General features: G+C 45.0%; 18 protein-coding genes. 9 read left to right on the top strand and 9 right to left on the bottom strand.

The genetic code is table 11. The annotated features are described in order from the left end of the window. The 4 genes from FTV42_RS09660 (at position 1) to pnp (ending at position 9,490) form a co-directional block, all read left to right on the top strand. Positions 1 to 4,125: a UvrD-helicase domain-containing protein gene (locus FTV42_RS09660; RefSeq protein WP_180038610.1), complete on the top strand. Its 4,125-nt coding sequence runs from the start codon at positions 1 to 3 to the stop codon at positions 4,123 to 4,125. Between the two features lie 71 nt (positions 4,126 to 4,196). Then, on the top strand, positions 4,197 to 5,978 hold the full coding sequence (gene recD / locus FTV42_RS09655) for an exodeoxyribonuclease V subunit alpha (RefSeq protein WP_180038609.1): 1,782 nt from the start codon (positions 4,197 to 4,199) through the stop codon (positions 5,976 to 5,978). A gap of 894 nt (positions 5,979 to 6,872) precedes the next feature. Continuing rightward, on the top strand, positions 6,873 to 7,142 hold the full coding sequence (gene rpsO / locus FTV42_RS09650; protein ID WP_004278577.1) for a 30S ribosomal protein S15: 270 nt from the start codon (positions 6,873 to 6,875) through the stop codon (positions 7,140 to 7,142). A 260-nt stretch (positions 7,143 to 7,402) separates the two neighbouring features. Continuing rightward, complete coding sequence (gene pnp, locus FTV42_RS09645) at positions 7,403 to 9,490, top strand: polyribonucleotide nucleotidyltransferase (RefSeq protein WP_171058372.1); 2,088 nt, start codon at positions 7,403 to 7,405, stop codon at positions 9,488 to 9,490. Between the two features lie 136 nt (positions 9,491 to 9,626). Here the strand turns inward: pnp and FTV42_RS09640 are convergent, their stop codons facing one another. From FTV42_RS09640 to FTV42_RS09615, 6 genes are all read right to left on the bottom strand, one after another. After that, entirely contained in the window at positions 9,627 to 9,890 is a 264-nt protein-coding gene (locus tag FTV42_RS09640) for a YdcH family protein (protein WP_004729352.1), read from the bottom strand. An 89-nt stretch (positions 9,891 to 9,979) separates the two neighbouring features. Beyond that, positions 9,980 to 10,309 carry a chaperone modulator CbpM gene (locus FTV42_RS09635; protein ID WP_004278573.1) on the bottom strand — a complete coding sequence of 110 codons (330 nt, stop codon included), beginning with the start codon at positions 10,307 to 10,309 and terminating at the stop codon, positions 9,980 to 9,982. 484 nt (positions 10,310 to 10,793) lie between these two features. Continuing rightward, positions 10,794 to 11,255, bottom strand: coding sequence for a DUF2147 domain-containing protein (locus FTV42_RS09630; RefSeq protein WP_005102907.1), 462 nt, complete (start codon positions 11,253 to 11,255; stop codon positions 10,794 to 10,796). 321 nt (positions 11,256 to 11,576) lie between these two features. Beyond that, positions 11,577 to 12,452 carry an Hsp33 family molecular chaperone HslO gene (locus FTV42_RS09625; protein ID WP_180038608.1) on the bottom strand — a complete coding sequence of 292 codons (876 nt, stop codon included), beginning with the start codon at positions 12,450 to 12,452 and terminating at the stop codon, positions 11,577 to 11,579. Positions 12,453 to 12,502: 50 nt separating this feature from the next. Continuing rightward, positions 12,503 to 14,356 (bottom strand): cation:proton antiporter, encoded by a 1,854-nt coding sequence (locus tag FTV42_RS09620; RefSeq protein ID WP_180038607.1) that lies wholly within the window; start codon positions 14,354 to 14,356, stop codon positions 12,503 to 12,505. Positions 14,357 to 14,431: 75 nt separating this feature from the next. Then, on the bottom strand, positions 14,432 to 16,654 hold the full coding sequence (locus FTV42_RS09615; protein WP_180038606.1) for a primosomal protein N': 2,223 nt from the start codon (positions 16,652 to 16,654) through the stop codon (positions 14,432 to 14,434). Between the two features lie 150 nt (positions 16,655 to 16,804). Between FTV42_RS09615 and gspF the strand changes: the two genes are divergently transcribed. From gspF to FTV42_RS09600, 3 genes are all read left to right on the top strand, one after another. After that, a complete protein-coding gene (gspF, locus tag FTV42_RS09610; RefSeq protein ID WP_180038605.1) occupies positions 16,805 to 18,010 on the top strand; it encodes a type II secretion system inner membrane protein GspF in 1,206 nt (401 codons plus the stop codon). Between the two features lie 79 nt (positions 18,011 to 18,089). Continuing rightward, positions 18,090 to 18,524 carry a type II secretion system major pseudopilin GspG gene (gene gspG, locus FTV42_RS09605; RefSeq protein ID WP_085064955.1) on the top strand — a complete coding sequence of 145 codons (435 nt, stop codon included), beginning with the start codon at positions 18,090 to 18,092 and terminating at the stop codon, positions 18,522 to 18,524. 284 nt (positions 18,525 to 18,808) lie between these two features. Then, positions 18,809 to 19,144, top strand: coding sequence for a hypothetical protein (locus FTV42_RS09600; RefSeq protein WP_180038604.1), 336 nt, complete (start codon positions 18,809 to 18,811; stop codon positions 19,142 to 19,144). Positions 19,145 to 19,297: 153 nt separating this feature from the next. Here FTV42_RS09600 and lnt read toward each other — a convergent pair whose 3' ends face one another. Beyond that, positions 19,298 to 20,857 (bottom strand): apolipoprotein N-acyltransferase, encoded by a 1,560-nt coding sequence (gene lnt, locus FTV42_RS09595; protein ID WP_180038603.1) that lies wholly within the window; start codon positions 20,855 to 20,857, stop codon positions 19,298 to 19,300. Then, positions 20,854 to 21,693 carry an HlyC/CorC family transporter gene (locus FTV42_RS09590; RefSeq protein ID WP_004278564.1) on the bottom strand — a complete coding sequence of 280 codons (840 nt, stop codon included), beginning with the start codon at positions 21,691 to 21,693 and terminating at the stop codon, positions 20,854 to 20,856. Before FTV42_RS09590 ends, lnt begins: the two co-directional genes overlap by 4 nt. 201 nt (positions 21,694 to 21,894) lie before the next feature. Between FTV42_RS09590 and tusA the strand changes: the two genes are divergently transcribed. Together tusA and FTV42_RS09580 are read left to right on the top strand one after the other, a co-directional pair. Next, entirely contained in the window at positions 21,895 to 22,152 is a 258-nt protein-coding gene (gene tusA / locus FTV42_RS09585) for a sulfurtransferase TusA (RefSeq protein ID WP_180038602.1), read from the top strand. A 103-nt stretch (positions 22,153 to 22,255) separates the two neighbouring features. Continuing rightward, positions 22,256 to 22,774: a hypothetical protein gene (locus tag FTV42_RS09580; protein WP_004278562.1), complete on the top strand. Its 519-nt coding sequence runs from the start codon at positions 22,256 to 22,258 to the stop codon at positions 22,772 to 22,774. A 41-nt stretch (positions 22,775 to 22,815) separates the two neighbouring features. Here FTV42_RS09580 and FTV42_RS09575 read toward each other — a convergent pair. Further along, on the bottom strand, positions 22,816 to 22,970 hold a 155-nt coding region (locus FTV42_RS09575), incomplete at its 5' end, for a 4Fe-4S dicluster domain-containing protein (protein WP_180038395.1).

The raw sequence follows: 22,970 nt of genomic DNA, 5'->3' as shown, positions 1-22,970 counted from the left end.
ATGACTTTCTTAAAGCAGCAGATGCAAAAAGCCATTTCCACTAATCCGATTCAAGACATGAAGTTTCGGGGCCTACACTGGATTGAAGCCTCGGCAGGCACCGGCAAGACCTATACGCTATCCAGTCTGATGGTGCGGATTTTTCTGGACCAGTATTATCCGCATCAGGTGATTGCGACGACATTTACCCGTAAGGCCACGGCTGAACTGAAAAACCGGGTACGGCTTCGCGTCGAGGAAACGCTGGCTTATATCCAGCGTCATCAGCAGCTCAATTCAGTTGAAATCACAGCAAAAATCCAGAATGAAACCGATCCTTTATTTCAGCAGGTACTGAAAGATTATGGTTCACGGCTGGATTATGCCCGTCGCCGTTTACGTCTGGTGCTGAACCAGCTGGATGAACTGTTTGTTGGCACCCTGGACAGCTTTAGCCAGAAACTGTTACGTGAATTTGCATTTGAAAGTGGCAAGATTGAACGTGCAGAACTGACCGAAGATCAGGATCTGTATATCCAGCAGCTGATTCATGATGTGCTGCGTGACTGGATTCAGCAACAGCCGCAATATATGGTCAATCATCTGTATGTCCAGAATCTGCTGAAACCGGTGGAGCATTATACCGGGCTGGTGCGTGATGCCCTGAATTTCAGTAAGCAGCATTTTCGCAAGATCGAACCGGCTGAATGTGACCTGAACAAATTGGAAGCCTGTATTAGCCAATTATTAAATATTCAGGAGCATGATCTTGCCGTGATGCGGCGTTATTGTCAGGAAAGTCCGAAGTATTTTCACAAGAGTTTTTTGACCAAGTTAACCGAAATTTGTGAAAACTTTATGACCTGGAGCGCAGCCCTGAAAAATCAGGGTGGCATGAGTTTCTTTGATGCTGAATTGCAGCCGATTTTACTGAATCTGTGCCATTTGCGCCGCAAGAAAACCGATTTCCAGCCGACCACTCAGGTCTTTAACAAAAGCTGTCCGGATGCAGAGCATCAGCTGATTTTGCAACATAGTCTGATCGTGGCAATTGATGCGCTGTGTGAGGTCAAACAGTATCTGGATGAGCAGCTGCAACAGCTTACGACCTATCTGGAATTTCATATTATTCAAAGTGTGCAGACCCGTTTGCCACAAACCTTGCAGCAGCAGGGTGAAACCACTTTTTCCCAGCAAATTCGTACATTGGCGGAAGCATTGCAAGGCCAGCAGGGACAGCGTTTTGCCCAGTTTGTACAGGCACGTTATCCGCTGATTCTGGTCGATGAATTTCAGGACACCAATCAGGATCAGGATGATTTGCTGGCCAAGATCTGGCGTGATGCCAACCGGGTGCAGTCCGGCTGCATGATTATGGTCGGTGATCCGAAACAGGCAATTTACGGTTTCCGTGGCGGCGACATGCTGACGTATAACAAGGCACACGCTGACGTACGTCACAAGCAGGGTCGTGAATATACCCTGATGCAGAACCATCGTTCAGTCAAACCACTCGTAGAAGTGGTTGATGCGCTGTTCCAGCGGCAAATGGATTTTGGCGAACAGGTGCAGTATACCCTGATTCAGGCGGGCAGTCGTCCGCATCCGGATCTCATCGATAGTGGGGGATGTAACCCGCAGCCATTACGCTGGATTCAGCTGGGTGAATCGGATGTAGAAGCAGATCAGGTGGCTTGGAAAATCCGTGCATTGCTGAATCAGTCTGCCCAGCAGCAACTGTACTTTCAGCAGCAAGAGCATCAGCAAAGCCTGAGCGCAGATGATATTGCCGTGTTGGGATTTGGGCATTTTGCTCTGGAACAGGTGAAGCAGCGTCTGCAGCGTATGGGCATTCCCTGCTATAAAGAGTCCAAACAGAGCGTGTTTGCCAGTCCAATCGCTCAGGATGTTGCGGCAGTATTGACGGCGATCATGGATCCTTTCAATGAAGCCAAGGTCAAACGCGCCTTGCTGACTCGTCTATTGGGCTTCAATCTGAAAAAACTGATCGAATTACAGGAGCAGAGTGAAGGCCTCAGTCGCTATATTGCGGATCTGGATGTAATTCGGGAAATGTGGTTTGAGAAAGGCTTTTTGAGCGCATGGAATTATGCACTGAATCTGTTTCAGGTCTGGACCAATCTGGTGGCCAGTCAAAGCCTGGACAATGAGCGGGTGGTGGTCAATCTGCGCCATCTGACTGAGATGCTGAGCCAGCAGAGTGAATATTATCAGGGGGCGCAAAAACTCTATCACTGGTATTTGCGCCAGCTTCAGTCACCTTCAGGCAAGGACAGCGAAAAAGAACGCAAGCTGTCCGGGGGTCATGGGGTGCAGCTGATGACCATTCATGCCTCTAAAGGGCTGGAATTTAAAGTGGTGTTTTTATTGGGAGCAGATGCTGCTTTTGATGTGAATAAAGGCAACCTGAATTTTTCCCTGTCTGCGCCTGAACAGGACAACATTCTGGAACAATCCCGGGTGATTGCAGTCAATCACAAGAATTTACATGAGCAGGCGATTCTGCAGAATGCAGCGCGTAATGCTGCCGAAGACCACCGGCTCTGGTATGTGGCGCTGACCCGTGCCAGTCACCGGGTATATGCCATGCTGCAGGACCAGAACGCACAGTCCGATTCCGGGCTGGCCTTCTGGCGTGGTCAGGGAGATCAACTGTTTCAACATGCTTTAAGTCTGGTCGAGCAGCCTCTGTCTCAGGAACCACCGCGCCTAGTCGAGCAGTCGAACCATCATCAGATCGACATGCGGGCGCAACCTTTGCCAGAGCGGCAGTTTTATCCGCGAACCAAAACCAGTTTTACGGCTTTGTCACAGCATCAGCTACATAGACATATCTTGCAGGACGATCTGGTCACGGCTTCTGAACAGCCCGATAGCGCCGCTGATGAAATTCATTTTACCAGTCTGGAAGAACAGCCAGCAGCCGTGCCCCTAGACTGGATTAGGCTGAATTTTCCTAAAGGCACCGTAGCCGGAACATTCTTGCACAGCATTTTTGAACATATCGATTTTCAGGACAGCAGTTACTGGAATCTGGAAATCCGGCGCCGTTTTAAAAATACCGCACCACAAATCTGGCAGGAACTGAAAGAAAAATTTGAACAGGCTTTTCATATACGTAGTGTACTAGAACAGGCTTTTTCCCTGCATTATCAGGCCGCTGTAGTGAATCTGCGAACCCTGTTTCAGGCCACAGCTCAGGCAGATTTCAAAGCCGAGGAATTGCGTCATAGTATGCAGCGCGTATTGTCCAGCCTGAACTATAAGTTATTGACCGGAATTCGCCTGCATGACCAAAGCAAAGCTTATCGCCAGCAATGGCAGCAGCTGTTTCACTCGGCACAACAGCTCGATCGTTCCGGTCTGCTGGAATTTTTAGGTCAGTTTCAGGTGTATTTCGATGGGCTGGAGGATGACTCCTTTATCCAGTTTTTTGAACAGGAAGTGGCCCAGCTCACACGCTCTGCAAGCACTGAATCGCTGAATGTGGACAGTATTTTCCAGACTGCTTTTGATGGCTTGTTGGACGAGATTACAGAAGATATTTTGCTGAACCTGATGCATGACTGGGTACATGACATTCTGGCCACTCTGATTCAGGTAGATTTTGCTTTGGCGCAGCTGGAGGCTAAACAGTATCTGTCAGAATTTCCTTTTTATCTGTCCTTGACCGATGCCCCTTTGCAGATTCGGCAAATCCATCAGCTTTTTCTCGGACATGACATAGTCATGAGCGATTTTAATGAGGCCAAATCGGCGCGATACCTGACCGGTTCCATCGATCTGGTGTATTTCGATGGCCAGCGCTACCATATTGCCGATTATAAAAGTAACTTCCTCGGCCCTGATCAGCAGCACTATAGTGCTGAGGCGATTCAGCAGAATATGAGCCAGTCCAGTTACTGGTTGCAGGCCGCTTTGTATCTGGTGGCGCTGCATCGTTATCTGAGTGCCAATATGCAGGGTTATTCGATCACACAGCATCTGGGCGGCGCAACCTATTTGTATTTGCGCGGGATGAATGGACAGGTCCAGCAAGGGGCTTATCATTGGCAACCGAGCCTGGAATTCATAGAAAAACTGGATCAAATACTGGGCTATTTTGAGCAGAAAAAATCAGCATGATTTTGCAGTTTTATAAAATATATAGAGATTAAACAGAAAATTATCCTGTGGATAACTTTGAGGATAACTGTGTGGAAAATGAGCAGAATCACGTGTCGCAGCAAGACTCCAATTTAATGGCCTGGATTGACTATCTGTGTCAGCCGCCGTTTAGTACGGCTACATTTGATCCGGCAGCAAAATTCTTGATTCAGCAACTGCTTGAGGCGATACAGGCAGGGGATAGCTGTATCGAAGTTGATCCTCAGCAGGTTGCCCTATTACATAATCTGGTTCTAGATCGCCGTCAGCAAAGTACAGGAATTGCACCATTTATTTGTGCAGATCAGCATTTATATCTGTACCGCTATTGGCAACTGGAACAGGCAGTAGCCTCACATATTGCTCGGATTAAAGCCCAACCGGTTGCCGCTATTGATTTATCCGAACGTGATCGCAATTTATTGTCAGATCCACAGCAAAAATTGGCACTGGAAATGGTTGCGCGGCAGGCGCTGAATATTATTAGCGGCGGTCCGGGTACCGGTAAAACCTATACCTTGGCGCATATGATTGCGGTCCTGCATGAAGCCTTGCCAAATATCCGGATTGCCATGGCAGCACCTACCGGAAAGGCCGCACAGCGCATGAAAGAAGCACTGCAAAAAGCCTTGCACAGTGAAGCGTTACAACAGTTTGAGCTAGAACAATTAAAACAGTTACAACCGGTCACCCTGCATCGCTTATTGGGTCTGGGCACTCGCGGACAGCCACGCTTTCATGCCAAGCAGCCTCTGCCTTATGATGTGATCGTGGTCGACGAAGCCTCGATGCTGGATTTAAACCTGTCACAGATGTTACTGGCCTCCGTACCGTCTCATGCACGGCTGATTTTACTCGGTGATGCAGATCAGCTGGCCTCTGTGGATGTGGGAACGGTATTGGCAGATTTACAGCAAGTAGCGACTCTGGAAGATAACCGGGTCAATTTAATCACCACGCGGCGTTTTGCGCCTGGAGCCAGGATTGGCGCAATGGCGGAGTTTATCCAGCAGAATCATCAGCCTTCTCACGTCTTGCAGAAATTTGAGCAGCAGATTGTGGCAGCCAGTGAGTTACAGGCGATCGATTTGGATCAGGTGAAGATCGACCAGTTGCAGTTACAATACCTGCTCGCTGGTGCCGAACAGACCGCGCATAATTTGAATCAGTATTATGACCAGCTGATGTATGGTTATCAGGCTTATGTACAGGCCATAAAAACAGAACGAAACTCAGCTGATTTTGAACACTATGTGCAACAGGTGGTCAAAACTTTTGATGATTACCGTATTTTAACGGCAATCCGTTCTGGTGATCTGGGGCTGCTCAAGATCAATCTACAGATTGAACAACGTTTTTTAGCAGCCCAAGGTCAGTTGAAACAGGGCGACTGGTATGTCGGACGACCCGTCATGATGAGCTATAACGACTATCAGTTGGGCCTGTCCAATGGTGATATTGGTATCTGTTTTTTACGTGAGCAATCTGGTCAACGTCAGTTTGAAGTGTATTTCCCGAGTCTGGAAAAATGGGTATTAGCCACCCGTTTACCTAAAAGTATTGAAACCGCTTTTGCGCTGACCATTCATAAATCTCAAGGTTCAGAATTTTCCCATACGGCAGTGGTGCTGGATCAATATGCAAAAAATTTATTGAGCAAAGAGTTGATTTATACTGCAATTACTCGAGCCAAAAAAGTGGTCAGTTTATTGGTAGATTATGATGCTTTTACACAAGCACTTTGTGTTAAAACTACCCGGAAAAGTGGTTTGAGCCAAAAAATCATTGAACAATCTAGTAATTTAATTGGCAAAAATAATCAAATCTTGTAGGTAAAAGCTTACAAGGATTCAGGAAATTGACGCATAGAGCTTTTGCTCGGTTTTTGAGAAGATTGGTTCTACAAAATAACTCAACACGGAAAGTTGAGCATAATCGCATAATGATAATAATAATGTCGGTAGACAGCGAACTTACAGTGAAGTAAGTGAAAGAGGAAACTTACAGCCGCTAAGCCTTGTAGTTTTGGGAGAGACTACAAGGCTTTTTTATATCCTGATTTTTTTATAGGAAGCTTGCTGGATTTTTACCTTAATTTCTTAGCAAAAATTTTCAGCTCTAGCCAGTAAACTTAAGTAAATAGCGTTAAATAAAACAGGAGCTGTGTAACATTATGCAAATTTTCACCTTGTGATGTACGAAATGGCTTACAGCAAAATGAGGCAAATACCTCTAGTTGTCTGGTGGGAATATGGCAAAATCTACCACACAAGGAAGATGATTTTTCAACAGGATGTTTGAAAATAATAATAAGCGTAAAACGCCATAATAATACAATAAATAATAATGATAAGAGAAAGAACTACAGCGCCAAAAAGCCCGAGTTTACTCGGGCTTTTTTTTATCCATTTTCTATGGGGAGTAGCTGAAGATTCAAGCGAGCTAAAGGGTTTGCGGGCTTTTCAAAGGAGTTTCTATATTTAATTTATTCTGGATTTATTTCATTAAAATAATGCAAAACCTGAATCTTTAAGGAACAAGAGTCATCGGATCTGAACTGCATCAATGAGCAACCAAAACCATGCAAAAATCTGGATCTATTTTTGCAATTTGATGCGTTTTCCCTTAAAATATGCAACTTGCTGTAGTGATGCACGGCAGTCAAGGTTTTGAATTCTCATCACTTTGATTTTTATCAAAATATACAAGCATCTCGGAGAAATCGAATGGCTTTAACTAACGCAGATCGCGCAGAGATCATGGCTAAATTCGCTCGCGCTGAAAACGACACTGGTTCACCAGAAGTTCAAGTAGCTCTTTTAACTGCTCAAATCAATGATTTACAAGGTCACTTTAAAGAGCATAAACACGACCACCATAGCCGTCGCGGTCTAATCCGTATGGTTAACCAACGTCGTAAGCTACTTGACTACCTTAACGGTAAAGACCACGGTCGTTATGTAGCATTGATCGGTGCTTTAGGTTTACGTCGTTAATTCGATTTAAACTTTATTTTCGGGTGTATTGCATGCTTTGTGCTGTATTACTGAAAACTAAAGTCGGCTTAGCTTTGCGCTAAGTTAGTGGAAGGAGCGAATGTTTCGCTCCTTCTTTGTGTTTAAAAATAGTATTTAATCTGGTGAGGTCGGCTTCTAAGCTTTGTCATTTACTCGTCCATATGGTCATGAATGCCAAACCTTAGGGGTCTCCACTAGAATAATTGTTCACAAGAACTAGGAAAAAATAAAACATGTCAATGTTTAATATTATTCGTAAAGAATTCCAATTCGGTCAGCACAACGTTATCCTGGAAACAGGTCGTGTTGCCCGTCAGGCAAACACTGTTGTAATTACAATGGGCGGCGTACAAGTACTTGTTGCTGTTGTGGCACAGCCTAAAGCAAAAGCAGGTCAAGATTTCTTCCCATTGACTGTTAACTACCAAGAAAAGCAATATGCTGCTGGTCGTATCCCGGGTGGTTATGGCAAGCGTGAAGGCCGTCAGTCTGAAGCTGAAACTTTGATTTCACGTCTGATTGACCGTCCAATTCGTCCGTTGTTCCCAGAAGGTTACTTCAACGAAATTCAAGTAACAGCCACTGTTATTTCTTCTGATAAGACAATGGATGCTGACATTGCTGCAATGTTGGGTACTTCAGCTGCATTGTCTATTGCTGGTACACCTTTCCGTGGTCCGATTGGTGGCGCGCGCGTTGGTTTAATCAACGGTGAATACATCCTGAACCCAAACCTTGAACAACTTAAAGAGTCTGATCTTGATCTTGTTGTTGCGGGTACTGAAACTGCAGTATTGATGGTTGAATCTGAAGCGAAAGAACTTTCAGAAGACCAAATGCTGGGCGCTGTATTGTTCGGTCATGACGAAATGCAAATTGCGATCCAGGCGATCAAAGAATTTGCTGCAGCTGCAGGCGCGGTTGAGTCAACTTGGGTTGCTCCAGTTAAAAACGAAGAACTTCTTGGTAAATTGAAAGAAGCATTCGAAGCGAAAATCTCTGAAGCTTACACGATTGCAGTGAAACAAGACCGTTATGCGGCACTTGACGCGCTTTATGCAGAAGCAGTTGCACAGTTCGTTCCTGAAAATGACGAAACTGGCATTGCAGAAGAAGTAAATGAGCTGTTCGAAGACCTTAAATACCGTACCGTACGTGACAACATCCTGTCTGGTAAGCCACGTATTGATGGTCGTGATACCAAAACTGTTCGTGCAATCGACGTACAAGTAGGCGTTCTAGATCGTGCTCATGGTTCTGCATTGTTCACACGTGGTGAAACTCAAGCCTTGGTCACAACGACTTTGGGTAATACACGTGATGCGTTGATGGTTGATACTCTTGCAGGTACCAAAACTGACAACTTCATGTTGCACTACAACTTCCCTGCATACTCTGTAGGTGAAACGGGTCGTGAATCTGGTCCTAAGCGTCGTGAAATCGGTCACGGTCGTCTGGCACGTCGTGGTGTTCAAGCTGTACTTCCTGCGGCTGACCGCTTCCCATACGTGATCCGTATCGTATCTGACATCACTGAATCTAACGGTTCATCTTCAATGGCGTCTGTATGTGGTGCTTCATTATCATTGATGGATGCTGGTGTTCCACTTAAAGCACCAGTTGCAGGTATTGCGATGGGTCTAGTGAAAGAAGGCGAGCGTTTCGCAGTTCTTTCTGACATCTTGGGTGATGAAGATCACTTGGGCGACATGGACTTTAAAGTAGCTGGTTCTGCAAATGGTATTACTGCGCTACAAATGGACATCAAGATCGAAGGCATCACTGAAGAGATCATGGAATCTGCATTGAACCAGGCTTATGCGGGTCGTATGCACATCTTGAATGAGATGAACCAGGTGATTTCACGTGCGCGTCCTGAAATTTCGATGCACGCACCGACATTCCAGGTGATCAACATCAACCCGGATAAAATCCGTGATGTGATCGGTAAAGGCGGCGCGACCATTCGTGCGATTACTGAAGAAACTAAAGCGGCGATCGATATCGAAGATAACGGTACAGTTCGCGTATTTGGTGAAACTAAAGCGGCTGCGCAAGCTGCAGTTGCTAAGATTCAGGCACTGACTGCTGAAATCGAGCCAGGTACAATCTACGTAGGTAAAGTGATCCGTATCGTTGAATTCGGTGCATTCGTAAATATTCTTCCAGGTACTGATGGCTTGCTTCACATCTCTCAAATCTCAAACGAACGCATTGCGAACGTGGCAGATGTATTGAAAGAAGGTCAGGAAGTGAAAGTACAGGTTGCGGATGTTGATAACCGTGGTCGTATCAAATTGACGATGAAAGACATCGAACAAGTTTAATTCTTAAACTATTCACATGGGAAAACTCATGTGAATAACAATAAAAAAGCCCTGAGCTTGGTCAAAGTATTTACTTTGGCTGGTTCAGGGCTTTTTTATGCTTCAGCATATGTCTAAAAGTGGTGTCCAGTTGATCTCAGGTCAAGGGATCCGCTTCAGAGCTTTTTAATAGACGGTAAATTTCATCTTTTAATTTCAGTTTTTTACGCTTGATCGCCTCAATATCATTGTTGATATGATTGACTGGATCAAGTTCAAGCTGGCTAATTTCTTTGTCCAACTCGTTATGTTCCTCGAATAACTTGGCAAAATAGGGATTTTCCTCGCGAAGTTGCACAATCAAGTCGCGGTATTCGGGAAACATGTATTTGATTTTCTTATTGCAATCTTTGGTTTTCATAGGGATTCTTATACTCTAATCATAAAATTAAATATAAATATGTTCTGATCTGCACTGAAAAATGCAGATCGACAGAACATGAAAAGGATTTACTTGAAGTGCAAATGTTTGACCTCGCGGCGTAACTCCTGCACTTCATCAATGAGGTCCAGCATCATGGCAACGGCGCTAAATGAGGCATCAAAATCGCGTTGCAGGCGATAGGCGCGTTGTGCACGCGAGATATCTTCACCGAGGAAAGTGCTGGTCGGGGTTGTAGAACGATTTGGTAAAATTCCATGTTCAATTAACTGCATGACCCATTCCGGGCTTTGTCCACAGGCTTCTGCAAAGTGGATCAAGTCAAATGAACGATCGTCCATAATTTCTGAGGGGGTATAACCGTGGGAAAAACTTTCTTGGTACTGAATCGTAGTCATGGGTCTACTCCTTAAACAGCCAAGTGTGCAAAATCCGGATAAAGGGAAGGTGCTAAAATAGAACGCTTTCCAATCCTTGGACATGCAGACTCAGAGTGATGACTCAAATGATCATGAGTGAAGAGTCGGGATGTGCCAGTAGTTGATGGATCAGTCGGTCTGACCGGATATCTATCAGCAGCATGCGAGGCAAAGAAGGTTAAAGCTGAAGTTGTTTTTATAATTTTATGTGTTATCGACAAAGCGTATTCAATCACTTTCCTGTGTTGAATAGAGGGCGCCATATCAGGGCTGCAAAGCAGACCAGAGGGCAAAATTGAACGAGGCTGAAGATTGATCATCATAAGTGGATAAAAAATAACCGTCTTCGATCCATTATTATGACTTTGCCTGCTCCAAAACAGTTTTTATTTGTACCTTATTGTTTCAAATCATGACAAAGAAAAAAGCCCCTGATATAGGGGCTTTGAAAATCTTTCTGAAATTAATATTTTACCCAAGTAACACTGCGACCAATTACCGATACCCCCACATAACCACGCAAGGTCAGACGTTTACCATTAGCACTTAAGCGTGCTTTGCCTTTATAAACTTTGCCACTGATCGGATCAAGTACTTTGCCATCATGGTATTCACGCGGCTTTTTCGGATCTGCCTTAAAATCCCAGATAAATGGCAGGCCTAGAAAAGGCTTGTTCTTGAGCTGACCTGGACATTTATGACAGATCCCCATTTTTTCTGCGCCAGGCAAGCTGCGTGTTTCGACAATTACCCCTTCATAACTACCATCTGCTTTCTTGCGAATTTCCACATCCGCACGAGAATAACCCGATTGATCATCGATGGTTTTCCATTTACCCAATAACGGATCTTCATAGGCAAAGGCCAGGCTAGAGACTGCGGCCAAACTTATCCCCATTAGTAGAGTATTCAATAATTTTCTCATAACATACCTGTTAAATTGATGATGTATTCATTTTAGAATTATTGCTCTAATTTATTTTAAAAGCATAATTAAATCAAGAGTATGAACTGTGCGGTCTTTCTCATAATTTTTTGAAAATGATGAATATTCAGGTTTTGTTAGTGTGAATAATTTTATAATTTAAAAGGGATTCTTAGATTGGATTTACAGGAGAGTTTGATTCAGGAGGTAGACAGGTTTTCTACTGTAGGGGAATACGCTTTGTTGAGCTCAGTCACCTAGATTTTAAAACATAAAAAAAGCATTCCTGGGAATGCTTTTAAACTTAAGGATTCGAACTGCTTAGCTCAGGTGTTTACCAAATAGGCCCAAGGCTTCTTCAGCAGTAAAAGTATATTGGCTATTACAGAACTGACAGTCCATCTCGATCGGATTCTGGAATTCCAGCGTTTCACGGATCGACTCTATTCCGATTTGCTGTAAAGCGACTGCACAACGCTCTTTAGAGCAGGTACAACCAAACTTCAACACTTCCGTATCTGGCAGACGCACTTCTTCTTCGTTATATAAACGGTACAGAATATCAGTGGCTTGCAAACCGACTAACTCTTCAGTTTTTAGAGTCTCTGTGAGCATGGTCAGACGTGGCCATAGATCTTCATCTACCCGGCGTTGTTCTTCTTCACTATTACGTGGTAATAACTGAATCAGTAAACCACCTGCACGCTGATGGTCACTTGCCAGTACAATACGCGTCGGAATCTGTGCAGACAGGTCATAATACTGCATCAGACAGCACGCCAGATTTTCTTTATCAAGGGGTACAATCCCCTGATAACGCTCACCAAATTCTGGTTCGATATTGATGAATAGAACCGGAGAGGTGAGTGATTTCAACACTGTACTACTGTCTTCACCGACCAGAAAGTGCGGATCTTCTTCATAGTCAGCCAGAGCGCGAACTTCACCCAAATGGTTACATTCAGCCATAGCCCATTTAAATGTGCCCGATGCCTGAATTTGCAGGCTGATACGCCCTTTAATCTTCAATGTACTGGCCAGCAGTGCAGTGGCACTAAGCATTTCACCTAGCAGGATTTTAACTGCAGGCGCATAGTCACGTTGCGCTAAAATGGTTTGTAAAGCTTCTTCAAGATGCACCACTTCACCACGAACAGGGCTATCTTCAATAAAAAAGCGTTGGCGTAAATCAGACATAAAATTCTCCATAACCCTGCTTTAATGGTGTCATTATTGTAAAACACAAGTTAGGACAGTTCATCTCTTAACGTATCAATTCCTGCGCCGTTTGTATCCTGTTGCTGCGGTGTAGCCTGTTTTTGCACTTTATGGCGTTGATCCTGGGTAAACAGATGCTCCAGTTCAGCCAAACTGCTGCGCTGATTTTCATAATTTGGATGTTCATCCGGATCCAGATGATATTGACTATTGAGCAACTTTTCATCCTGTTCACGGAAGTTTTGAATCTGTTGCAGGCTTTCTTCCGGGTCAGGATTGAGCTGGGTTAATAAGGCTTGACTGAGTTCCAAGGCGGAAAGATAAGTTTCACGCCAGATATGTTTCACGCCCAAATCCTGCAATAAATGCACATGATGTCGATCACGGGCGCGGACCCATAAACAGGTTTCAGGATAATTCAGCCGCAGATACCGCACGATCAGCATCGAGTCTTCAATATCGTCAATCGCTACAATCACCTGTTGCGCTGTGGCAATGCCGGTCTGTATCAAGGCTGCAGGCTCTGTCGCATCTGCCTGATAGAAAGGGATGTCGTACTGTGCCAGAAGTCCAGTGGCTGGCACAGTGCTATCCATGACACTAAATGCATGCTGCTGTTGCAGTAAAATCCGGGCAATAATCTGTCCGAAGCGGCCAAAGCCAATCAGCAGGATTGGTGTATGGGCTTGAGGATTAATATCAGTTTCAATAGTCGCTGCCAGATGATTGTGGCGATCCAGACGCGGTAAGATCTGACTGTGCAATAACCAATAAAATGCGGGGGTCAGCAGCAAGGACAAACTCACCATCCACAGCAAGGGAGAGAGCAGATCAGCCGCAATAATCTGGTCGGAAACGGCAATTACCAGTGCCAGTAAGGCAAATTCGCTGCCTTGCGCCAGACTGGTTGCTAACAAGGTGCTATTGCGCCAGCTATTTTGATGATAACGCGCCAATGCTAGACTGATTGCAAACTTGCCCAAGATTAAAGTGAGGGTGCCGCCCAGAATCATCCAGGGAAAATTTAGCAGATCAGCTAAGTGCAGTGACATGCCTAGACTGATAAATGCCAAGCCCATCAACAGGCCCTGAAAAGGCCGAATCGTGCTTTCTACCGCTGGCCGGAAATCTGAATCTGCCAGTAAAATTCCGGCAAACAAGGCACCGAGAAATAGATTCAGTCCGAGGGTATTCATCAGTACCAACAGTGCCAAGGTCACCGCAATCGCCACAATCGCATGTAATTCGTGACTGCCACTTTTGGCAATCCAGCGATACAACGGTTGCATCAGGTAACGATTACACAGGAACAGACCGCTCAACGTCGCGATGAGGGCAGCAAAGTAGGCCACGCCGTGTTCGGTCGAGCGAATCCCGGCAAATAAGGGAATGGCTGCAATCACCAGAATGGCCAACAGGGCATGAACCAGCAGAATGGAATAGGCTTGCTGACCATAGCTGGTGACGAACTGTTCCTGATGATTGAGATGTTGAATCACCAGAGTCATGGCAGACAAACTGCCGGCGAGTCCAATTACAATGCTTGCGAGTAGGTTTTGCTGAAGGAAAACCCAAGCCATGAGCGTGAAAATCAGGGTGCTGATTAGTACCTGTAAAGCAGCCATCATCCACAGGGATGGATTGATCTGGACAATGCGTTGCGGTCTGAGTTGCAGGCCGATCCAGAACAACAATGCCATCAGGCTGACTTGCATGAAGCTGTTTAAAACTTCGGGTGTCTGAATCAGATGCAAAAGGCTTGGACTTAAGATGATCCCTGTTAACAGATAGCCCAACACACTTGGCACTCTGAGCCTTTTACTCAGTGGCACCATCAACAGTGCAATGACCAGAACCAGTGTTATTTGTAACAGTATCGACATTTTCCTGCCCTAAATTTATTCTTGATCCAGACTGGGAGTCTTGTATTCCAGACCGATCCTCAGGCGCAATATCTTTTAGCTCAGTTCCTGAGGGTCGATGTCTAGCGTGAGCTTCATGCTAGAAGGTTTGTCCTGCAGCATGTTTTGCCACCAGCTGCGCACATAGTAATGCAAACGTGGACGATCCGCTGACAATAGCACCATATGCGACTGATAGCGTCCGGCCTTACGTTCCATTGGCGCAGGAATTGGTCCCCAGATGTCCAGCGCCAGATCAGGATATTGCCTGAGGAGTGCTGCATGTTTCTGTAAGAATTCGGTATTTTGTGCCTGATCCTTGGATTCACAGCGAATCAGGATGGCATAACGATAGGGCGGTATCTGGGCGATCTGCCGTTCTTTTAAGGTTTGCTGGGCAAACACGCGATAATTTTCATTCACCAGCGTATTTAGTAGGACATGATCAGGCCTGAGCGTTTGCAAATAGACATCGCCTTTGTGTTCACCACGTCCGGCACGTCCTGCAACCTGCACGATCAGTTGTGCAGTCCGTTCAGTAGCACGGAAATCCACACTGAGCAGACCGGAATCGATATCCAGAATCGCCACCAGCGTCACATAAGGAAAATGATGCCCCTTGGCCAGCATCTGGGTGCCGAGTAGAATCGCCGGTTCGCTTTTCTGAATCTTGTCATAAATTTTTTGCCAGCTGCCGACCCGACTGGTGGAATCGCGATCGACCCGAATCACCTCAAAATCCGGAAAGAGCTCATTCAGATGCTCTTCGACTTTGCCGGTGCCCATACCCAGTGTAATCAGTTCCTGATGCTGACATTGTGGGCAGTGTTCCGGCATACGGTGAATAGTACCGCAGTGATGGCAATGTAGATGCTGATAAGGCTGGCGGTGTACAGTGAAGTTGGCATCACAGTGCGGACATTTCGCCTGCCAGCCACAGCTGCCACACAGCAGGACGGGGGCATAGCCACGGCGGTTTAAAAAAATCAGCACCTGTTCTTTTTTCTCCAGGCGCTTTTTGATGTCCTGAATCAATTGCAGGCTAATCCCATGCTTTTTTTGCGCAACTTTTAAATCCAGAATATGGATTTTGGGCATCAAGGCCGTGCCGGCACGCTGGTTCAGCTCCAGTGCCTGCATCTTGCCATGTTGCACCAGCGCATAACTGTCAATGCTTGGTGTGGCTGACCCTAAGATTACCGGACATTGCTGTAAATGGCCGCGGTACAGGGCGACATCGCGGGCATGATAGCGGAAGCCTTCCTGCTGTTTAAAGGACAGGTCATGTTCTTCATCCAGAATGATCAGGCCCAGATTCGGCATCGGGGTATAAATGGCAGAACGTGTACCGAGTACGATTGAGGCTTTGCCGGTTTCCGCCGACTGCCAGGCTTGTAGCCGTTTGGAATCATTCAGCCCGGAATGCAGCAACGCAATATGGCAATGAAAACGGGACTGAAAACGGCTGATGGTTTGCGGTGTCAGGCCAATTTCCGGTACCAGCACCAGCACCTGTTTGCCCTGTTTTAGTACCTGCTCCATGATCTGCAAATACACTTCAGTTTTACCGCTGCCGGTCAGACCATCCAGTAAAAAAGCCTGATATTGATTGCGAAATTTTAATACCTGTTTGACTGCATATTTTTGTTCAGGATTGGCCGTTAGCGGCATCTGTGCCAATTGCATCGGCTGTGGACTGAAATCTTGTGGCTCCAGCACACAGGCACAAATCTCTTTTTTCTCCAGTGCTTTTAAGGTCACAGTTTCAATCCCGGCCATATTCAGCACATTTTCAGTGGTCCCGACCGGATGCAGTTTTAAAATCCGGTAGGCTTCCTGCTGCTTGTCCGAACGGCGTACTTTGGCCTCGGCATCAGGGTCCAGCAATTTCCAGGTACGAGCTAGCAGGTTATAAGGCTTACCCTGACGCAGGAGAGTTGGCAGGGCACTGTGGACGACTTCACCGATCGGGAACTGATAATACTGCGCTGACCATGTCAACAAACTTAAAACTTTGCTATCTATAATGGCACGTTCATCAAGTAGTTCGGTCACTGCCTTAAGTTTAAAGCGCGGATCGAGAGGAGTGTCTGCGGACAGTTTTTCGATAATCACCCCGACCAGATTCTGACGTCCAAATGACACCATTACACGTGCGCCAATCTGCGCCTGTTTAAATTGTTCTGCACTCATCGTGTAATCAAAACAATCAAATACATGCACAGGTACAGCAACGCGTACGCGATAAATTGGACTTAAATCGGTGTGGGAATTTTGCATATCTTGGGGTGGAGATCCTGAAGAAATTTCGTCGTGCTTAAAGTTCGATTATGTTAGAGTGAGTAGATAATTTATATCAAAGAATATGAATGATTTCGGTGGTCTGACGCAACAGCGTTGAGCAAAATTTTGGAAAATTAGAGCATTACAATGCCTGCATATCAGTTTATTGCGCTTGATGCTTCAGGAAAGCAGCAAAAAGGCGTGCTGGAGGGGGATTCTGCACGTCAGATCCGGCAACAATTACGGGATAAAGCACTTATTCCTGTCTCTGTTGATCCTGTTGAAAAAAAAGACCAGCAGCATCGTCGAAAATGGTTTGAAAAAAGTATTACCGCCTATGATCTGGCTCTCATGACCCGGCAGCTGTCCGTGCTAGTCGCCGCCGCGATTCCATTGGAAGAAGCCATCCGTGCTGTTGGCAAGCAAAGCGAAAAAGTACATGTACAAAACCTGCTGATGTCAGTGCGCTCAAAAGTGCTGGAAGGGCATAGTCTGGCGCAGGGCCTGCAGCAATCCGGACGTTTTCCTGAACTGTATATTGCCACAATTGCTGCCGGTGAACGTTCCGGACATCTGGACCTGATTCTGGATCAGTTGGCTGACTATACCGAAAACCGGTTTGCCATGCAGAAAAAAATTCAAGGTGCAATGATCTATCCGATTATTCTGATGCTGATGTCCTTTGCGATTGTGATGGGGCTGATGACCTATGTGGTGCCGGATATCGTCAAGACTTTTGATCAGAGTAAAGACGCCTTGCCCTGGATTACCGTGGCCTTGATGAAAGCCAGCGATTTTATCCGCATTGCCTGGCCATTTTTATTGATCGGTGGTGCTTTAGGGATTTTCTTATTAATCCGATTTTTAAGAACTACCGCCGGGCATTATGCCTTTGACCGTCTGACCTTAAAATTACCTTTATTCGGCAAATTGTCACGCGGAATTAATGCCGCACGTTTTGCCAGTACTTTATCCATTTTGACCCAGTCTGGCGTGCCGCTGGTCGATGCGCTGCGCATTGGTGCTGCAGTCAGTAACAACTGGGTGATCCGGGATTCTGTCAATCTGGCAGCGGAAAAAGTCACTGAAGGTGGCAACCTGGCAACCCAACTGGAACGCAGTGGTTATTTCCCCCCGATGATGGTACAAATGATCAAAAGTGGTGAAGCATCCGGTGAACTGGACCGTATGCTGGAACGTGCTTCACAGATGCAGGATCGCGAAGTGACTACCCTGATTTCAACTTTACTGGCCTTGTTGGAACCTTTAATGCTGGTACTGATGGCCAGTATCGTTCTGATGATTGTGATTGCGGTCATGCTGCCAATTGTGAATATGAATAATATGATTTAAACAGAAACCGCTTAGAATTTTGCTGTGATCAAGATTCAAGTGGAAATTCTGAATGATGCAAATAAATGAGAGAGATTGAATGAAAAGGAATCAATTAAATAAACAGACGGGCTTTACGTTAATCGAAGTCATGGTGGTGATTGTTATTCTTGGTGTGCTTGCTGCGCTGATCGTTCCGAACGTGATGGGACGCGGTGAAAAGGCCAAAGTAGATACCACCGTGATCAAGTTGCAGAGCATTGCAGGTTCACTGGATCAATACAAGCTGGACAATGGCAAGTATCCAAGTATGCAGGAAGGTGGTCTGGATGCACTGGTGAATCAGCCAGCGACTGCAAAAAACTGGGTGCCGGGCGGCTATGTCAAAGGCGGTTTTCCAAAAGACAGCTGGGATAATGAACTGCAATATGTGATTCCGGGTACCGATGGTCGCAACTTCGATCTGTATTCATTTGGTGCAGATGGTCAATCGGGTGGTGAAGGAACAGATGCCGATATTTATTATCAGCCTTAATTGAGAATCATTATAAATTCTCGATAGATGGCATATATCACTTCACTTAATAGGCTATTTCAATACGAAGTGAAGTGATAATAACTCTTAATTATTAAATATAATGTAAGTTAATGATATTTATAATAATGAAATAATAAAATTGATATGCGAGTTATAATAAGAATTATTCCCATATTTATCTATTACAATTCTCGTAAAATATGAATAAACATACACTTTCTATTTATTTAAAAAAGCTCATAATGCTCTGAATGGCACTTGACTCGCCAACGGAGAAGCACATGAAAGCATTTATCTTGGGAGATGAAATCAATCAATTTCATTGGTCGATGCTGAAATCTGTTCTTCTGGTTTTAAGCATGCTGCCGATCAGTCAGGGAATCGTCCATTTATGGCAGAGCACCGAAGGCAGCAGCCAGATTATGGTGGCTTTCTTTGCTATCAGCTTGATGAGCAGTTTATTGGCCCTGTGTTTCTGGTCAGCATTAAACGCGAGTGTAATCCGCATTCAAGCCGAACAAGGTTCAGCATTTGAGCAGACACTGGTTAAGCTCTATCGTCATGTACCAATGCTGTCTCTTGCCAGTATGTTGTGTTATCTGGCTATACAGTTTTAAGTTTTAAAGAGATAAAAAACCGAGGCATTGACCTCGGTTTTTTATTACCTTGAGTGTTCCTCCCTTTAGTAAAGGGAGCTTAGGAGGGATTGATAAGGTGCTATATTCAGGAATCCCCTAAATCCCTCTTTGTAAAAGAGGGACTTGAAGAAATTATCTTCTTGACTTAAAGCTGACATCCACTTTACGTGGACGGAAGCGCCATCCAATAAGCAAAAGCAGAACTGAGAAGATCATCACTGGCCAATCACTGAGTTTCATATACAGCGTTTCGCCCTGCATGGCTGGAAGTTCACCACGTAATACCGCTTCCTGATCCACCGGGGCTTTTTTCACGATGTGGCCATTGTGGTCAATAAAGGCGGTTACACCGGTATTGGTGGCGCGAATAAACCAGCGGCCATTTTCTTTAGCACGCATTTGCACCATTTGCAGATGCTGTAATGGTCCTGCCGTGCCGGTAAACCAGGCATCATTAGACACGGTCACCAGAAAATCACTTTGGCTGGCATTGCGACGGGTCAAATTCGGGTAGGCCACTTCATAGCAAATTGCAGAACCCAATGGATGATTTTTCACATTCAATGGTTGCTGATGGTCTGCACCCCGGGTAAAACCGCTCATGGATGGATCATTCTGCAGACCTGGCAATACCCAGCTCAACCAGCCTGATAAGGGAATATATTCACCAAAGGGAACCAGTCGTTGCTTCTTGTATAGGCCATCGGATTCATTGCCACTGGCCATAATACTATTGTAATATTTTGGATAGCCCGCAGTCTGCGATTCGGCTAAATCCCAATATGGAATGCCGGTCACCCATGCAGTGCCTGATTTTTCGGCTTGTACTTTCATGGCCTCCAGAAAGGCTTCAATATCAGTCTGGAACATGGGAATCGAAGATTCCGGCCAGACGATCAGATCACGGCCCCATTCGGTTTTACTCAAATTGGCATAAATCAATAAGGTCTTCACCTGATATTCAGTTAGCCATTTCAAGTCTTGCGGAATATTGCCCTGAATCAGGGAAACCGTTAAAGGCTTTTGATTTTTTTGCTCAACAAACGTCAGCTGTGCTGCGCCCCAGGCACCGAGTAATAAAACTGCCGAAGGAATAGCCCAGAACAGGCGTCTATTCAGAATTTCAACCAGTGCACAGGCCAGAATGATCACCACGAAAGACACCCCGAACACCCCGAATAAAGGCGCATAAGCATCCAAGTAGCGTTCGGTAAAGGCATAGCCAGCAAATAGCCACGGGAAACCGGTAAAGACCCAAGTCTTGGACCATTCAAACAGCACCCAGAGCGGGGCAAAGGTTAAAGGTGTTTCCGGGAAAAAGCGGCGATAGACAAACGTTTGAACGGCACTAAACAGACCCATCACCAGCGCCATAATCAGGATCATCACGACGCTGAGAAATGCACTGGTATCGCCATAGACATGAATTGAGGTATACAGCCAGAATGCGCCGACAAACCACAAGCCAATCCCGTAAGCCCAGCCAATGCCAAAAGCCTGTTTTGCAGTACGTCCGCGCAGGCAGGCATAGAGCAGTGCCGGAGACAGAATGGCCAGCCACCAGTAATGATAGGGAGCCAGTGCCAAACTAAAGATGGCACCTGCAAATAAGGCAATTAAAACAGGATAGATCAGCGGCAAGGTTTTTTGTTGTTGAGACGAACTCAACAGCTTATCGAAATACGCTCTCATTGGCGCACGGCTCGAATTAGATGAATAGAGCGTGAATCTGCCTCAAGAATGGTAAATTGCCAGTTTTCCAGTTCAATGGTCTGACCTTCAAGATCACTCACCAGACCAATTTCCTGTAATAACAAGCCGCCCATGGTTTCCACTTCATCATCAGGGAAAGTCGCATCCAGCATATTATTGAAATACTCAATTGGGGTCAGCGCTTGTACCACCCAGGTATTGGCCGTAGTCGGATCATTGTCCGGAACAATGTAGTATGCTTCTTCGTCAGCATTGTCATGTTCATCTTCAATTTCACCGACAATTTCTTCCAGAATATCTTCCAGTGTCACCAGACCCGAAGTCGTACCGTATTCATCAATCACCACCGCAATATGCGTCTGGGTATTCTTTAACATGCGCAGCACCTGATCGGAGCGGGCACTTTCTGGAACAAATAAAGGCTGACGCATAAGCGCGCGAATATCGACTTTGGCCGTCGGTTCAGTTAGAAAAGGCAATAAATCCTTGGCCAATAGAATGCCGACTACATTGTCGGTCTGATCGGATGAAAATACCGGAAAACGTGAATGCGCAGACTCGACCAGCACATGCAGGATATCCAGCAGTTGGTCATCTTCCTGTAAGCTGATCATGGACGTGCGAGGCGTCATGACTTCACGAATTTTGGTTGCCGGGAGGTCAAGAACGCCCTCAAGCATGGCAACAGTATCGGGTTCTAAAAATCGACGTGAATCTTGTACTAATTTTAGCAGTTCGTCGCGAGTTTCGGGTGCAGTTCCCAGCCATTTGCGTAAGCCGCGCATACCCCACGACGGGCCTGATTCCTCGTGCATGATTTTTCCTGAAGACTCTTAATATCTAAAAAAACGTGGTTTTATCATACCGCAGAAAATACGCTTGTCTATTGTAAATATGATGCGCAGTCTTGATCGCGTGAGTCAGCGCTGATTTTAAAACTGGCCATGTATGCAAAGCAGCAATGTAATCGCAGCTTTATGCTAAAATATGGCAGTCTTTCCATCCTGAGTCTATCGATGTCCCCAACTGAAATTATTCCAAGTCTGCAATTGAATACCCGAGGTTTGCGTTGTCCTGAGCCAGTGATGATGTTGCATCAGGCGATCCGTAAATCCAAGGCAGGTGATGTGGTTGAGGTGTTTGCCACGGATAATTCAACGTCGTGGGATATTCCAAAATTCTGTATGCATTTGGGGCATAAGTTGCTATTGCAGGAAGAACGTCTGGATGAAAATGGTAATAAAGAATTTCATTATTTAGTGAAGAAAGGCTAATAAATGAAAAAAATGCATAACTTTAAAGTTATGCATCTTAGTTTAATTAAAAAAATAAAGTATGGTAAATGCTATAATTTTGAAAAGTTGAAAATTATTAATAATGGAAAAATTAAAATACTTAATAGGAATATTTTTCCTTTTACTTGTTAATGTTACTGCCCGAGCTGAAGAAGTTTATGCAGTATCTGAGAATATTCGAGATTTAGATAATATAGAAAATCGTATTTTTAGAGATATAGATTTAATGATTTTTTTGCCCTCTGAAAATGAATGGAAAGCTCTACAAGGAATTGAATATTTATATTGCTCTGTAGTGGCTGATATTTTAGATGATAGAGACAATGCTAAGATTTTTTATAAAGATGGAATGGATTTTTTAGATTTTCATGCTAAAGAATTTGTAAGTGATAAATCTTCAATCAAACGTTCGATGATTTTAGAGAGAGTTGATCATATAGCATCGAAGTATTATTTTTTTGATCAAAAAGAGACTTTTAAAGGAGCACTTTTTGCGACTTTATTTAATAATATTGAAGATACATATGTATCAGTTGGACCTACTAGACACTTAGTAGCTTTAAAATTTAGGTCTTCGTATGAAAGACATTGTAAAAAATAAACCCGCTTTAAAGCGGGTTTATTTTTATCTCATATGAGAGATTACATATTTGGATAGTTCGGACCACCGCCACCTTCCGGTGTCACCCAGGTGATGTTCTGGGACGGATCCTTGATGTCACAGGTCTTGCAGTGTACACAGTTGGCTGCATTGATCTGGAAACGCTTGGAACCGTCATTATTTTCCATGATCTCAT

The organism is Acinetobacter sp. YH16052 (assembly GCF_013417155.1).
In the GTDB taxonomy this organism is placed as follows: Bacteria; Pseudomonadota; Gammaproteobacteria; order Pseudomonadales; family Moraxellaceae; genus Acinetobacter.
This window is presented reverse-complemented; position numbering and strand designations above follow the sequence as displayed.

Bases quoted from the DNA above. Each gene is read 5' to 3' on its own strand.
- FTV42_RS09635 (WP_004278573.1), bottom strand. From the start codon at position 10,309: ATGACTACGATTCAGTACCAAGAAAGTTTTTCCCACGGTTATACCCCC.
- FTV42_RS09590 (WP_004278564.1), bottom strand. From the start codon at position 21,693: ATGCACGAGGAATCAGGCCCGTCGTGGGGTATGCGCGGCTTACGCAAA.
- FTV42_RS09660 (WP_180038610.1), top strand. From the start codon at position 1: ATGACTTTCTTAAAGCAGCAGATGCAAAAAGCCATTTCCACTAATCCG.
- rpsO (WP_004278577.1), top strand. From the start codon at position 6,873: ATGGCTTTAACTAACGCAGATCGCGCAGAGATCATGGCTAAATTCGCT.
- FTV42_RS09580 (WP_004278562.1), top strand. From the start codon at position 22,256: ATGGAAAAATTAAAATACTTAATAGGAATATTTTTCCTTTTACTTGTT.
- FTV42_RS09625 (WP_180038608.1), bottom strand. From the start codon at position 12,452: ATGTCTGATTTACGCCAACGCTTTTTTATTGAAGATAGCCCTGTTCGT.
- FTV42_RS09640 (WP_004729352.1), bottom strand. From the start codon at position 9,890: ATGAAAACCAAAGATTGCAATAAGAAAATCAAATACATGTTTCCCGAA.
- pnp (WP_171058372.1), top strand. From the start codon at position 7,403: ATGTTTAATATTATTCGTAAAGAATTCCAATTCGGTCAGCACAACGTT.
- FTV42_RS09630 (WP_005102907.1), bottom strand. From the start codon at position 11,255: ATGAGAAAATTATTGAATACTCTACTAATGGGGATAAGTTTGGCCGCA.
- gspG (WP_085064955.1), top strand. From the start codon at position 18,090: ATGAAAAGGAATCAATTAAATAAACAGACGGGCTTTACGTTAATCGAA.
- FTV42_RS09620 (WP_180038607.1), bottom strand. From the start codon at position 14,356: ATGTCGATACTGTTACAAATAACACTGGTTCTGGTCATTGCACTGTTG.
- tusA (WP_180038602.1), top strand. From the start codon at position 21,895: ATGTCCCCAACTGAAATTATTCCAAGTCTGCAATTGAATACCCGAGGT.
- lnt (WP_180038603.1), bottom strand. From the start codon at position 20,857: ATGAGAGCGTATTTCGATAAGCTGTTGAGTTCGTCTCAACAACAAAAA.
- FTV42_RS09615 (WP_180038606.1), bottom strand. From the start codon at position 16,654: ATGCAAAATTCCCACACCGATTTAAGTCCAATTTATCGCGTACGCGTT.
- FTV42_RS09600 (WP_180038604.1), top strand. From the start codon at position 18,809: ATGAAAGCATTTATCTTGGGAGATGAAATCAATCAATTTCATTGGTCG.
- gspF (WP_180038605.1), top strand. From the start codon at position 16,805: ATGCCTGCATATCAGTTTATTGCGCTTGATGCTTCAGGAAAGCAGCAA.